The following is a 13,559-nucleotide window of genomic DNA, read 5'->3' as shown; positions in this document are numbered from 1 at the left end:
AAGATCGTCGCGGCCGTCGGGCCGCTCGACCGCTGGAGGACGCCCGATGGACGGGAACCGCACCGTGCTGGTCACGGGGGCCGCACGCGGCATCGGCCGCGCGATCGCCACGGCCTTCGCCGCCGACGGCGACCGGGTCGCCCTGCACTACGCCTCCCGCCGGGCGGAGGCCGAAGAGGCGCTGGATGGCCTGGCGGGCAGCGGTCACGTCCTGGTGCAGGGGGACATCAGCATGGCGGAGGGCGCCGCCGGCGTGGTCGCCGCGGCCGTCGACGCGCTCGGCCCGCTGGACGTGCTGGTCAACAACGCCGCGGTAAACGTCGCGCACCCGTTGGACCGCACCACCTTCGAGGACTGGCAGGACGCCTGGCGGCGCACCGTCGATGTGAATTTGCTGGGCACCGCCCACGTCACCTACTGCGCGGCCCGGAACATGATCGACCATCAGGTCCGGGGCCGCATCGTCAACGTCGGTTCCCGCGGTGCCTTCAAGGGCGAGCCCGACCATCCCGCATACGGGGCGACGAAGGCCGCGACGCATGCACTGGGCCAGTCGCTCGCGGTCTCCCTCGCCCCACACGGCATCACCGTCGCTTCCGTCGCCCCCGGTTTCGTCGCCACCGAACGGGTCGCCGAGCGGATCAGCGCGGCCATCGAGGAGCAGAGCCCGTTCGGCCGGGTGGCCGCGCCCGAGGAGATCGCCGCCGCGGTGAAGTACCTCGCCTCGCCCGAGGCGGTGTGGTCCTCGGGCGCCGTGCTCGACGTCAACGGGGCGTCATACCTGAGGTGACGCCGTGGTCCGGGCGGGGGCCGGGGACGCCGGCTCGGGGGGCGGTGCCGGTGGCGCGGGCCAGCGGCGTGCGAGGTAGGCGCAGAGCACGAGTTGGAGCGTGTGGTAGAGCATCAGGGGCAGCACCACGACCCCGATCCGGTCGGCCGGGAACAGCACGGTGGCCATCGGCAACCCGCTGGCCAGGCTCTTGTTGGAACCGCAGAAGACGGCCGTGACCCGGTCGGCGCGGGACAGCCCCACCAGGCGGGCGGTGCCGTGGGCGGCGGACAGCGCGAGGGCCAACAACAGCGCGCAGACCGCCGCCAGGAGCAGCAACCGCGCGGGCGGGATGCGGTGCCAGATGCCGGCGGTCATGCCGTGGCTGAACGCCGAGTAGACCACCAGCAGGATGGAGCCGCGGTCGCACACCGTGGTCAGGATCCGGTGCCGGCCCAACCAGTCGGCGATCCACCGCCGCAGTGCCTGGCCGGCGAGGAACGGCAACAGCAGCTGGACCGCGATGTCGAGGAGGCTGGACGGGGTGAGCGGTACGTCCCCGACCCCGGCTCCGGTCTGCCGCAACAGGGCGACCGCCAGGAGCGGGGTGAGCAGCACGCCGAGCACCGTGGAGAACGACGCCGAGCAGATGGCGGCGGCCACGTTGCCGCGCGCCATCGAGGTGAAGGCGATGGCGGACTGGACGGTGGACGGCAGCACGGTCAGGAACAGGACGCCGGCGGCCAGTTCGGGACTGAGGACGCCGGACGGCAACAGCCCGATCGCCAGACCCGCGACCGGGAACAGGACGAACGTGAGGCCGAGGACCGGCAGGTGCAGGCGCCAGTGCCGTACCCCGTCGAGGGCGGCCCGCGGCGAGAGCCGGGCGCCGTACAGGAAGAAGAGCAGGCCGACCGCCAGGCGGGCGGTGAAGGAGACGCCGTCGGCCGCCGCCCCGTCGGCCGGGACGAGGGCCGCCAGGCCGATGACGCAGAACAGCGCGACGACGTACCAGTCGACGCGGCGCAGCACCCGGCGGGCGCCGCCGGGGGAGTGGTGCGGCACGGATTCCTCCGTCGGGAGGTGGGAAGCGGTGGGTGGACGGTCGGGGCCGCGCCGCGCGGCCGTCTGACGACCAGGACGACGGCGCGGCCCCTCCGCAGCTGCTCGGATCAGTCGTCAGCGCGCGGCGTCGACCGGGAGGGGGTCGTGGTGGCGGCTGATGTTCTGCTCCAGCAGCGCCAGGCACTCGGCGACGCCCACGGCGTCGGGGGTGTGCTCCGGCAGCCGGCCGTCGGCCCGCTTCAGGTCGTCCAGCGCCCGGTCGATGGCCGTCTGGGCGGCGAACAGGCAGGGCGTGCTGTAGATGGCGACGTCGACGCCGAGTTGGTGCAGTTCGCCCAGCGACAGCCGGGGTGACTTGCCGCCGGCGATCTGGTTGAACAGCAGCGGCTTGTCGTCGATGACGCGGCGCACCTTGTGGATCCAGTCGACGCTGCGCACGCCGTCCACCAGGATCACGTCGGCGTCGGTCGCGGCGAGCGCCTTGGCGCGGCGCAGGATCTCCTCCTCCTCGGTGGCGTCGGTGCGGGCGACGACGACGAGGTCCCGGCGTGCCTGGAGGACCAGGTCGAGTTTGGCGAGGTACTCCTCCAACGGCAGGACCTGCTTGCCGTCGACGTGGCCGCAGCGCCGGGGCCGTTGCTGGTCCTCCAGGATGATGCCCGAGGCGCCGCCGGCCTCCAACTGCTGGACGACGTGGCACGCGGTCTCGGGGTCGACGTAGCCGTCGTCGATGTCGACGAGCAGGTGCTGTCGGGGGAAGGCCAGGCGGAGCCGCTGTACGAAGCCGACGATGTCGGGCCAGGCGATGAACCCGATGTCCGGCAGGCCGTAGTGGGATGCGGCGAATCCGAAGCCGGAGACGAACATCCCGTCGTAGTGACGCGCCGCCAGGGACGCGGAGAACATGTCGAAGACGCCGATCAGCGGGGTGGTGCCGTCCGCATCTATCGCGGCTCTTAATCGATCGGGGTGGTTCACGGTACCCTCCGATGCGTGGTCGCGTGGACTGCGCGTCGTGGTCGACCCGTTGCCCGCCAGAGCTGGTGGTCGGCACGACGCTTCACGGGCCAAACAAACCGGGGGCACGCTGAGTGGCGTGCCCCCGGTTTTTGCCTGCGTACTGGCTCGTGCGGGGTGCGGTTGTCGCCCTCCGTGACAGCAGGTTAGGAAAAGGGATGGTCATGTGACAACCATGAATTGGTAATGACAGCTGGTGGGCGTCGTTTTTGAGCCGCACCACCGCGGTGCACGGGGTGGTTGCGGCGGGTGCGGTAACGGGGGCAAAGCCGCTCCGAACACCGGGTACGGCCGCTTGGTCCAGACAAGCCCGGGAGGCGGCGCGGCGCAGCAGCCACCGGTGAACTGGCTTGATGGGATGGATGGCACGGCCCGGCCAGTGCCACCGGGGGACGGCACTCGCCCAGCGGCCCACGCGACCAGCGCGGACCCATCGGACACGCCCTAGGCGCCCGCACCCGCGACGCCCGGCTCCACCCCTCGGCAGGTCAATTCCGTTTGCCCGCCCGCCGACCCGGAACCGAGGTCGTGGCGGATGTACCACTCCGTCGCCAACAGCCTTTCCCGCTCGGCCGGTGCCATGCGGGCGAGCCGGCCCGGCAGGGCACCCCGTTCCACTTCGCTGCGGTGCGCCAGCACGGCACCGATCTTCTGCGCCAACCAGGGACGGACGTCGACGGCCGCGTCGATCCGGTCGTCCGGCACGCTGTACACGGCGCGGCCGTCCCGCATCAACCGCCCACCCAACTCCCGTGCGGCGGAGTCCGGATGCGTGGCCAGGTACAGAGCGCACGGCTGCCAGGGGGCACCCGCCTCCGGATAGAGGTCGGCCCACCCGGACGCCTGGACCGCGAGCACGGTCAGCCGGTGCGTCTGCCGGTGGTCCGGATGACCGGTCAGCCCGCCGTAGGCGTCGTGCGTGACGACCACGTGCGGACGCACCTCCCGCAGGTGCCCGACCAGCCGCCCCACCGCCTCGTCGAGGGGCGCGTCACAGAGCCGGGCGCCGCCGGGAGTCGACTCCGGCACGCGCGCATCGGCGTAACCGAGCATCCGCGGTGCGCCGGCACCCAGGATCCCGAGGGCCGCCGCCAACTCCGCTTCGCGGTGCGTCCGTCGGGCCCAGGTGGCCGTGACGACGGCGGTCCGCGCGCCCGCGGCGGCATGTCGGGCCAGTACCCCGCCCGCCGACAACGACTCGTCATCAGGGTGCGCGAACACCGCCAGGAGACTGGGCAGGGACATCGTCGGATCACCCTTCCACTGCGGGAACTGCGGGAACTGCGGGAACTGCGGGAACTGCGGGAACTGCGGGAACTGCGGGAACTGCGGGAACTGCGGGAACTGCGGGAACTGCCGATGGTGGACCAGCGAAGGCTACCCAGTCACCCACCGGCGCCCGGGCCCCGCCGCACGGCGTCACGAGGGGCGGCGCGGCGAGCGGTGCCCGCCCCGGCCCGCCCGCGCCAGCCGGAAGACCACGAAACCGCAGACGGCGAGCACGACGGCGACCGCGACGGCCTTGGCGTACGTGTCCACGACGTCGGTGACCTCGCTCCAGCGCGCGCCCAACGCATGGCCGACGCCCACGAAGAGGCCGTTCCACAGGAAACTGCCCGCCGTCGTCAGGCCGAGGAAGCCGGGCAGCCGCATCCGTTCGACGCCGGCCGGAAGCGAGATCAGGCTGCGAAAGATCGGGATCATGCGGCCGAAGAACACCGCCTTGGTGCCGTGCCGGGTGAACCAGGCCTCGGTCCGGTGGATGTCGGACACCTTCACCAGCGGCAAACGGGCGGCGAGGGACAGCGTGCGGTCCCGACCGAGCAGGGCGCCCACGGCGTAGAGGACCAACGCGCCGACGACGGAGCCGGCCGTCGTGCACAACAGCACTGCGACGAGGCTCAGTTTGCCCTGGCTCGCGGCGAAGCCGGCGAGCGGCAGCACCACCTCGCTGGGCAGTGGCGGGAAGAGGTTCTCCAACGCGATGGCCGCCCCGGCACCGAGGGCGCCGAACGACTCCATGAGATCTGCGGCCCAACCGGCGAAACCGGCTGCGGGGACCTGGGACACGGCGATGTGCATCATGCCTCCGACGCTAGGGATCGCCGCGCCGCACCGGCATGCGGAAGCCCGCAGACCCCGCTGCGCGGATCCGCACCACGGGACTGTGGTTTTCCGCAGTCCCGTGCGCCCGTCCGCTCGGCTAGCGTTGCCGACCATGCGAAGCCCCCTCGACCGCTGGTGTCGGCTGACGCCCGGCGTGCTCCTCGGCGCCCTCAGCGCGCCCATGGAAATCGCCTTCGTCACCCTCGGCGGACTCTGGCTGCTGGCCACGCCCGGCCGGCTCCCCGGCCGCCGCGGCGAGACCCGCGTGCTGGCCGGAGCCCGCCGACTTGCCGAGGTGCAGCGATGCAGGATGGCCGCGTGCTACGGCACGGTCCTCGCCGCGCCCAGCACGCACGGGTCCCCGCTCATCTACCTCGCCCTCCGCTGGGTGCTCGGGGTGTTCGGCGGCACGGTGCTGCTCGGCGGGCTGGTCGGTGCCGGTTACGCCTCCGCCGCGGTGTGGTTGTGGTTCGTCCGCGACGTCGCCCATCCGGGCACCGTCATCCTGTCCGGCCTCGGCGGACTGGTCCTGCTCCTCCTCTGCGCACAGGGGACGTACGGCGCTGCCCTGTTGGACGAGCGCCTCGCCCGCCGAGTGCTCGGGCCCGACGACCGGGAACGGATGCGCCGCCGGATCGGCGAACTGGCGCGGAGCCGGGCCGAGGTCGTCGAGGCTGTCCACGAAGAACGGCGGCGTATCGAGCGCGACCTGCACGACGGGGTCCAACAACGCCTGGTCGCCGTCGGCATGCTCGTGGGCCGGGCCCGCCGTACACCCGACTCCGACAAGGCCGGGGCGCTGCTGCGGCAGGCGCACGAGGAGTCCCAACGGGCGCTGGCGGAACTGCGGGAGGTTGCCTGGCGCGTCTATCCGGCGGCACTGGACGAGGGCGGTCTCGTGGTGGCCCTGGAAACCGTCGCCGAACGCGCCGGCCTGCCCGTCCGCCTCTCCTACAACCTGCCCTCGATGCCCGGTCCCACCATCCAGGCGGTGGCCTACTTCGTCACCGCGGAGGCGGTTACGAACGCGGTCAAGCACTCCGGCGCGACGCTGGTCACCGTCGACGCCACCCAACGCGGCACCATGCTCCGGATGCGGATCGAGGACGACGGTTCGGGCGGCGCGGACCCCGCCGGCGGCGGACTCCTCGGTCTCGCCCGTCGGGTCGCCGCGCTGGACGGCCTGCTCACCGTCGTCAGCCCCGCCGGCGGCCCCACCGTCCTCACCGCGGACCTGCCGTGCGCCTGATGCTCGCAGACGACTCCACCCTGCTGCGTGAGGGGCTGGCCCGCCTCCTGGCTGACGAGGGCACGTGGTCGCGGCCGCGGTCGGCGACGCCGAGGCGCTGCTGGCCGCCGTCGCCCAGGACCCGCCCGACGCGGTCGTCGTGGACGTGCGGATGCCACCCAGTCACACCGACGAGGGGATGCGCGCGGCACTGGAGATCCGTCGTCGCTGGCCGCGGACCGGTGTGTTGGTGCTCTCGCAGTACGTCGAACGCCGCTACGCCACCGAGCTCTTGGGTACCGCCACCGAAGGCGTCGGTTACCTCCTCAAGGACCGCGTGGTGCAGATCGACGAGTTTCTCGACGCCCTGGACCGGGTCGGCGACGGGCGCACCGCGTTCGACCCGGAGGTGGTGCGGCAACTGCTCGCCCGCAGCAGCCACACCGATCCGCTCCGGCGCCTCACCGACCGCGAGCGGGACGTGCTCGGCAAGATGGCCCAGGGCCACACCAACGCGGCGATCGCCCAACAGCTGTACGTCTCCCAGAGCGCGGTGGAGAAGCACATCAACGCGATCTTCGACAAGCTGCAACTCGCCGGCACCACCGGTTACAGCCGGCGCGTCCTCGCGATCCTCCGCTGCCTGGATTCGTGACGGTGGCCCCGACCGCCGTACGGGGGAACGCACCCTGCGTCCGCTTGGCTCCTTCGCCTTCACTTCGCTGGTACAGAATGATTACCAGCCGTAACTTACCGGTCGGTCACCACGTTGGCCCTTGCGATCCCGGGCCCCGGCGCGCGGCTCACGGATCAGTTCGGAGTCGCCTTCCCCCCGCAAGGAGCACCGTATGAAGCTGTCTTGGCCGAGACTGCTCACCGCCTTCCCGGCGGTCACCCTGGCCGTGGGCCTGACCGTCTCGCCCCTCGCCGCCCACCCGGCGACCACCGCGCCCGTCGCCGAAGCCTTCGGCTCGCCCCCGCGCCTGCCGGCCGCCGCGCTGCCTCGGGGACCTCTGGGACCGCCGCTCCTCAAGCCGTCCGCCGTGCACGTTCCGCACCACGCGCCGTGGGCGTTCCCCGCCAGCAGGGGGTGGAACAACTTCGCCTGCCGACCGTCCGCCCACCACCCCCGCCCGGTCGTCCTCGTCCACGGCACCTTCGGCAACGCCATCGACAACTGGCTGGGCCTGGCCCCCTACTTGGTGGCCCGCGGCTACTGCGTCTTCTCCCTCACCTACGGCGAACTGCTCGGCCTCCCGCTCGTCGGCGGGCTCGGTCCGATCGACCACTCGGCCAGGCAGCTCGCCCACTTCGTCGACCGGGTGCTCGACGCGACGGGCGCGGTCAAGGTCGACCTGGTGGGACACTCCCAGGGCGGCATGATGCCGCGGGTGTACCTGAAGTTCCACGGCGGCCGCCACAGGGTGCACACCCTGGTGGGGTTGGCTCCCGACAACCACGGCACCGACCTGCACGGCCTGGCCAAGCTGGTGGACATCGCCCCCGTCAAGCAGACCCTGCACGCGCTCACTCCGGGGCTGATCGAGCAGAAGACCGGATCCGCCCTGCTGCGCCGGCTCAACGTCGGCGGCGACACGCTCCGGGGCATCCACTACACCGTGATCGCCACCAAGTACGACGAGGTCGTCTCGCCGCTCGGCTCGGAGTTCCTGCACGGCCCGCACGTTCACAACATCCTGATCCAGCGGCTGTGCCCGGCCGACCTCTCCATGCACGCGAGCCTCGGACTCCTCGACCGGATCGCCTTCCACGCCACGGCCAACGCGCTCGACCCGGCCCACGCCACCCCCACCACCTGCGCCTCCGTCCTGAGCTGACGGACGTCCCGGCCCGGTGCGGTGCCTGGGCACGGCATGTCCAAGCTGGGCACGGCATGACCGGGCTGGGGAGCTGACAGGCGGCTGCCGGCGGGCAGATGCTTCCCGCATGGCATGGGGCCGACGCGCAGCACTGGGTGAGTTCCTCCGACTCCCGCCGTGCCCACCTGTGGTCGGAGGAACTGGGGTTGTCGCGACGGCCTTCCGGTGAGGTGAGTCGGCGCTTGCCCCGAGCCGGGGACGGAGGCGGCTGAGCGTGCCCGATCGCCGCGCCGGCGCCAGGAGGCTCCGCGGGCCGGCGCGGTAGCGTCTGGGGCGTGGCTGGTGAGACTGATCTGCAGAAGCTGTTGGGCGGGATGCGTCCGCAGCTGAACCCCGGGCGGTACGTGTTCGCGACGGTCGAGGGCGGAGTGCCGCCGGGCCTCGCCCCGGTCGTCACGGTCGCCGAACCGGAGGGCCTGACCCTGGTCCTGCCGCAGGAGGACGCCGATGCGGCAGGGTTGGCGTACGCGTACGTGGCGGGTTGGATCACCTTGCGCGTCCACTCTGCCCTGGAGGCGGTCGGGCTGACCGCCGCGGTGGCCACGGAACTCGCCGACGCCGGCCTGAGCTGCAACGTCGTCGCCGGCTTCCACCACGACCACCTCTTCGTGCCCTATGAGAGCGCCGGCCGGGCGGTCGCGGTGTTGGAAGACCTGGCGGGACGTTCGGCGGGGTAGCCGTCAGGGCGCGGTGGTCCGGGAGCCGGTGGGGGCCGCTACGGGGTTGCGGAGGGTGCCCAGGCCGTCGATGTCGATGGTGACGGTGTCTTCGGGGGCCAGGGCGGCACTGCCCTCGGGGGTGCCGGTCAGGAGGACGTCGCCGGGGAGCAACGTCATCAGACGGCTCACCTCCGACACCAACACGGCCGTGCTGCGTGTGAGGTGGGCGGTGCTGCCTTTCTGGCGCACCTCGCCGTTGATGCGGGTGGTGATGAGGGCCGCCGCGGGGTCGAGGTCGGTGCTGATCCAAGGACCGAGGGGGCAGAACGTGTCCATGCCCTTGGCCTTCGTCCACTGGCCCCCGTCGGTCCCGATGTCCCAGGCGGTGACGTCGTTGGCACAGGTGTAGCCGAGGACGTGGTGTGCGGCGCGCTCGGGCGGCACCGAGCGGCAGGTCCGGCCGATGACGACCGCGAGCTCCCCCTCGTACCGCACGTCCTGGGAGAGGTCGGTGAGCACGATCGGCTCGTCCGGACCGACGACGGACGTCGGCGGCTTGAGGTGGATCACCAGTCTGTCGGCGGCGTCGGGCCGGCCGCCGTAGTTGCGGCCGATGACCACGACCTTGCCCGGGACGACCGGCGCCAGCAGCTTGGCGGTCGCCAGGGGAACGGTGTCGCCCGTGGCGGCCGGTGCGGCCGGGTCCGTCAGGTCGGCCAGGGCCGCGACGCCGTCGGGTCCCGCGGGGAGCGTCAGGATTCGGACGGTGTCCCGGACCTGGTCCACCAGTCCGTACCGGGGCCCGTCGGGCGTCATGAGGCGTGCGAGGTGCATGGGGAGGGGGCTCCTGTTCGGTGTGTGGTGCTCGACGGGCCGGTGTGCTGCGGTGCCGCGGGCGGCGGGTGGGGCGGTCAGTCGGTCAGCTGGGTGGTCAGGGCGGCGGCCGGGCGCAGACCGTGGCCGGGGCCGGGAGGTGGCGGGGCGGTGTGGTGCTCCCGGTCGACGGCGTAGGGCGGGTCGGTGAGCGGGGTGGGGAACCACTCGTCCTGGCGGCCGGATTCGACCGCCACGACGTCGGTGAGGCGGGCCGCCAGGGTGCGGCCGACGGACCACAGCGGGCCGATCTCGCCCACCTGGACGCCGAGTTGGACGCGCAGGCCCAGTGCGCGGGCGCGCACGGCCGTCCGCAGCGTGGGCAACAGGCCCCCGCACTTCGAGATCCGGAGGTTCACCAGGGAGGCGGCGCCGGTGGCGGCCGCCCACTCCACGTCCGTGGAGTCCATCGCCGATTCGTCGAGCATGACCGGCGTGCCGCCCTGTTGGATGCGGCGCAGGGTGGGCCAGTCCCGTGGCGCGGTGGGTTCCTCCAGCCAGTCGAGGGCGGCGCGTTCGCGCAGCAGCCGGGCGCCCCGCTCGGCGACGTCCGGCGCCCACCCGCCGTTGGCGTCCACGGACAGCCGCACCGACGGGCCCAACAGGCCGCGCACCTGGAGCGCCCGTGCGGCGGTCTCCTCGGGGTCGGGCAGCGCCTTGAGCTTCACGTGGGTGAGGCGGGCCCGGGCGGCGGACGACAGGGCCGACAGTTGTTCGGTGGGCGTGCGGCTGAGGTCCACCACCTCGCTCACCGCCCGGGGGACGTTCTCGGTGGTCAGCACGTCCGCCGCCCAGGGGCAGGCGTCCAGGACCGCGGCCGTCGGCAGGCCGTGGCGCCGGCACAGGGCGTCGAGGAGCGCGGTCTCCAACGCCGCCGCGGCGGCCGGCAGCGGCCGCAGTCCCCCCAACAGCCGGGGCAGGTCGACCGAGGCGAGGGCCGCCACCGCGCGGGGGAAGTCCGCCGCCCCGTCGAGCAGGGCGACGAGCGCGGACGGGTCGAGGGCGCGCAGGGCCTGCACGGTGCCGGCCACCGTCTCGCCGGTCACGTACGGTCGGGGCGCGCCCTCGCCCCAGCCCGTCACGCCGTCCCACCGCAGGGTGACCAGGACGGAGCCGGTTCGGGCGTGGGCGTGCCGGGCGTGTGCGAAGGGCCGGTGCAGGGGGACCTGCGCGGTCCGCACGTCGAGGACGTCGAGGGCGTGCTTCACCGCCGGCCTCCCGGGCCGACGGCGCCCGGTGCGGCGTGCCGAACGGGCCGCGCGGGCAACGGGGTTGCGGTTGCGCCGCCGCCCGCACCCGCCGCGACGTCCGCGAGCCAGTCCCAGAACTGGTCCCGTACGGGGGAGAACTCCAGGTAGTGCCGGTCGGCGTCGAAATGGGCGTCGACGGCGTGCGGGCACATCCGGGCCAGCGTCGCGCGGGCGGCGTCCAGGTTGATGACGGCGTCCCGTTCGGGCCGCGCGAAGTGCACCGGGACCGGGGGACGGCCGGTGTTCCACGGGGCGCCTTCGGAGTAGAGGAGCTCCAGTTCCGCCATCACGGCACGGAAACCGTCCGTGACTTGGCGGAGCATCGCGTGGTCGTTCGCCATGAAGCTGAGGTAGCGCTGCTCCCCGGTGTAGTCCTCGTCCTTGAGGGTCACGGGGGAGGTGCGGTGGCCGTGGAGGGCGCGCATCCGGTGCACCCCGTCACGACCGTGCCGGGCCTGCTGCTGGCCGAGCGCCGGGGCGCACAGGACCACACCGTCGGGGGCGATACGGCCGGTGGTGAGCAGGGCGGCCAGCAGGCTGCCGCCGAAGCTCTGGCCGACCGCGGTGATCGGCGGTCCGCCGGGGTCGGCGGCCCGGACGGCGGCGAAGGCCGCCGCGTAGTCGTCCAGTGCGGTGGCGGCGGAGTCCAGGTGGCCGCGCGGTCCGCCGCTGGCTCCGGAGCCGCGGCGGTCCGGTGCGTAGACGGCGATCCGGCGGCGGGCCAGTTCCGGGCCGGTTTCGAAGAGCCAACCGGCGTGGCTCTGCAGTCCGTGCACGTAGAACACGGCCGCTTCGGGGTTCTCGGGGACCCACTGGTGCAGGGCGAGGGGGATGCCGTCGGCAGCGGTGACCGTCTCGACGCGGTGCACCCCTGCCGGGCGTTCTTCGGTCATCACGTGGCAGTCATCTTTCCGGGGGAGGGGCGGTGGGGGGCTGGTCCGGGACGTGGCGGGGCGTCAGCCGTACAGCGGGAGGCCGAGATCGTCGATCACGGTCAGCAGGGTGTCGTCGTTCTGGATCCAGTGGTGCTTGATCTGCATCGCGGCCGCGCCCTTGCGGCGCTGGGCCTCGGCGATGGCGAGGAAGCTCTTCGGGGCCAGGGGGAGCAGCCGCAGCGGGCGCAGTCGATCGCTGCGGCGCTTCTCGGCGTACTCCGGGTTGCAGTCCTGGAGCGCGGCCTCGACGGCGGTGGTGAAGCCCGCGCGTTCGGCCGCGTCCGACTGCGGGTCCCACTCCACGGCCAGGACGTAGCCGGGCGGGGTGCCCCAGGACGGGATGCAGGTGAACATGGGCAGGGTGCCCCGGGCGCCGCGGTGGGCGGTGCGCACGGCCTCGTAGACGTGGGCCTCGGTGAGCTTCTCGCCGGTGAAGGAGCTGCCGAAGCCGGCCCGGCCCGCGAACTCCAGGCGCGGCAGGGCGCCGACCCGGCCCAGTACGGTGTAGACGTCTCCCACGTCGTAGCGGTAGAGGCCGTTGGCCTGGCTCATGACGAGCCGGTAGGAGTGGCCGGTCTCCAGTTCCTGCGGGTCCAGGGTCGCGGCGGCCGGGTCGAGCGGCCCGCCGTCGTCGTCCTCCCGGCACGGTACGAACTCGAAGACGCCCTGGTCGGCGGCGAGCGGCCCGGCCGAGGGGTGGTCGTCGACGGGGATGGTGACGATGCCCTCGGTGCCGGTCGTGCTGAACGGCAGTTTGCGGATGCCGGGCGTGACGTCGTCCAGCCAGTCGCGGTAGAGGCCGGCGGAGGCGGAGTTCCAGCAGACGAGGACGGACAGTCGGGGCCACAGGTCGGTCAGTCGCAGCCCGGCGGGGCGGTGGGCGAGCGTGCGCGCCAGCCGCCGGGCGAGGTCGGGATCGGCGACGGCGCCGCCGGCCGGGCGCCCGGAGACCGTTCCGCGGCCCACTTCGTCGACCAGTTCCGGTCCGCGCAGCGCGAGTTGTTCGGCGAGGCCGACGATCTTCGAGGGGTTGAGGGTGACGACCAGTCGGACGTCGGCTCCGGCGAGCAGGCGCAGCTTCCGGTAGAGGCTGTCCGCGTACTCCTCCTCGTCGTCCCCGCGCAGCCAGGGCGCGTCGTACCAGGGCGGGACCCAGTCCTCGGGGCCGACCGCGGCGGGCCGGCGGGAGATGCTGTAGACGGGGAAGCCGTGCAGGCTGCGGGAGGCGGGCGTCCGCTCCCAGGAGAGGTCGAGGATGTGCTCGGCGGTGAGGTAGTCGGCGCCGATCTGCTCGCAGTACAGGCCCCATTGGGCGTACAGGCCCCGGCCCCGGTACCGCTCCCGCCAGTGCCGGGTGGTGGGTATGTACTTGGGCAGTCCGCTGGAGCCGGAGGTCTTGAGGAACGCGTACGGCGCGCTGCGGGTGAGGACCTGGGCCTCGCCCGCCAACTGCCGCTCCACGTAAGGGCGCAGCTCCTCGTACGTCCGGATCGGGACGGCGCGCTTCCACTGGGCGAGGGTGGCGACGGAGCCCAGGCCGTGGGCGCGTCCGAAGGAGGTGCTGCGGGCCTGGTCGAGGAGGTCCTGGAGCACCAGGGCGCTCGTCGGGCCGGGGTCGTGGCAGAGTTCCCGCTGCCGGGCCAGGGCCTGCAGGGTGCGCTCGGCGAAGGTCTCTCTCTGGGCGTGCTGCGGAGACGTGGCCGCAGCGATGGGCTGGATCATCCGGTTACCCCCTGTTCGTCCGGTGCGGCAGGCCGGTCGGCAGCCGGCCGCGGCA

The 13,559-nt window shown here is 73.0% G+C and carries 12 protein-coding genes and 1 pseudogene; 5 read left to right on the top strand and 8 right to left on the bottom strand.

Translation table 11 applies throughout. The features are described 5' to 3' along the window. The first annotated feature begins 46 nt into the window (after positions 1–46). Positions 47–790, top strand: a complete 744-nt coding sequence (locus tag ACLJT4_RS13300; RefSeq protein WP_411122506.1) for an SDR family NAD(P)-dependent oxidoreductase — start codon at positions 47–49, stop codon at positions 788–790. Here ACLJT4_RS13300 and ACLJT4_RS13295 read toward each other — a convergent pair. The 4 genes from ACLJT4_RS13295 to ACLJT4_RS13280 form a co-directional block, all read right to left on the bottom strand. Next, positions 776–1,834: a bile acid:sodium symporter family protein gene (locus tag ACLJT4_RS13295; RefSeq protein ID WP_411122505.1), complete on the bottom strand. Its 1,059-nt coding sequence runs from the start codon at positions 1,832–1,834 to the stop codon at positions 776–778. The genes ACLJT4_RS13300 and ACLJT4_RS13295 overlap by 15 nt on opposite strands. A 114-nt stretch (positions 1,835–1,948) precedes the next feature. Then, the gene (locus tag ACLJT4_RS13290) at positions 1,949–2,812 is read right to left on the bottom strand and encodes an oxaloacetate decarboxylase (RefSeq protein ID WP_411122504.1); all 864 of its coding nucleotides are present in this window, start codon (positions 2,810–2,812) and stop codon (positions 1,949–1,951) included. Between the two features lie 483 nt (positions 2,813–3,295). Then, positions 3,296–4,096 (bottom strand): PIG-L deacetylase family protein, encoded by an 801-nt coding sequence (locus ACLJT4_RS13285; protein ID WP_411122503.1) that lies wholly within the window; start codon positions 4,094–4,096, stop codon positions 3,296–3,298. A gap of 174 nt (positions 4,097–4,270) precedes the next feature. Continuing rightward, positions 4,271–4,936, bottom strand: coding sequence for a DedA family protein (locus ACLJT4_RS13280; protein ID WP_411122502.1), 666 nt, complete (start codon positions 4,934–4,936; stop codon positions 4,271–4,273). 133 nt (positions 4,937–5,069) lie between these two features. On the opposite strand from ACLJT4_RS13280, the gene ACLJT4_RS13275 reads away from it, so the two are divergent. From ACLJT4_RS13275 to ACLJT4_RS13260, 4 genes and pseudogenes are all read left to right on the top strand, one after another. Next, positions 5,070–6,206 carry a sensor histidine kinase gene (locus ACLJT4_RS13275; protein ID WP_411122501.1) on the top strand — a complete coding sequence of 379 codons (1,137 nt, stop codon included), beginning with the start codon at positions 5,070–5,072 and terminating at the stop codon, positions 6,204–6,206. Beyond that, positions 6,206–6,840 (top strand): annotated as a pseudogene (locus ACLJT4_RS13270) (response regulator). Before ACLJT4_RS13275 ends, ACLJT4_RS13270 begins: the two are co-directional and overlap by 1 nt. 193 nt (positions 6,841–7,033) lie before the next feature. Continuing rightward, positions 7,034–8,023: an esterase/lipase family protein gene (locus ACLJT4_RS13265; protein ID WP_411122500.1), complete on the top strand. Its 990-nt coding sequence runs from the start codon at positions 7,034–7,036 to the stop codon at positions 8,021–8,023. Positions 8,024–8,340: 317 nt separating this feature from the next. Beyond that, positions 8,341–8,742, top strand: a complete 402-nt coding sequence (locus tag ACLJT4_RS13260) for an ACT domain-containing protein (RefSeq protein WP_411122499.1) — start codon at positions 8,341–8,343, stop codon at positions 8,740–8,742. Positions 8,743–8,745: 3 nt separating this feature from the next. On the opposite strand, the gene ACLJT4_RS13255 is transcribed toward ACLJT4_RS13260, so the two are convergent. The 4 genes from ACLJT4_RS13255 to ACLJT4_RS13240 form a co-directional block, all read right to left on the bottom strand. Beyond that, the gene (locus ACLJT4_RS13255) at positions 8,746–9,558 is read right to left on the bottom strand and encodes a fumarylacetoacetate hydrolase family protein (RefSeq protein WP_411122498.1); all 813 of its coding nucleotides are present in this window, start codon (positions 9,556–9,558) and stop codon (positions 8,746–8,748) included. 77 nt (positions 9,559–9,635) lie between these two features. Then, positions 9,636–10,805 carry an enolase C-terminal domain-like protein gene (locus ACLJT4_RS13250; protein WP_411122497.1) on the bottom strand — a complete coding sequence of 390 codons (1,170 nt, stop codon included), beginning with the start codon at positions 10,803–10,805 and terminating at the stop codon, positions 9,636–9,638. Continuing rightward, the gene (locus ACLJT4_RS13245; RefSeq protein ID WP_411122496.1) at positions 10,802–11,740 is read right to left on the bottom strand and encodes an alpha/beta hydrolase; all 939 of its coding nucleotides are present in this window, start codon (positions 11,738–11,740) and stop codon (positions 10,802–10,804) included. The genes ACLJT4_RS13250 and ACLJT4_RS13245 overlap by 4 nt, the downstream gene beginning before the upstream one ends. A gap of 63 nt (positions 11,741–11,803) precedes the next feature. Next, the gene (locus ACLJT4_RS13240) at positions 11,804–13,504 is read right to left on the bottom strand and encodes a GH3 auxin-responsive promoter family protein (protein WP_411122495.1); all 1,701 of its coding nucleotides are present in this window, start codon (positions 13,502–13,504) and stop codon (positions 11,804–11,806) included. Positions 13,505–13,559: the final 55 nt, after the last annotated feature.

It is taken from the genome of Streptomyces sp. x-19 (assembly GCF_046549115.1).
GTDB lineage: Bacteria > Actinomycetota > Actinomycetes > Streptomycetales > Streptomycetaceae > Streptomyces > Streptomyces albulus_C.
Note: the sequence above shows the minus strand (reverse complement) of the source record. Positions and strands in the feature narration are given on the sequence as shown.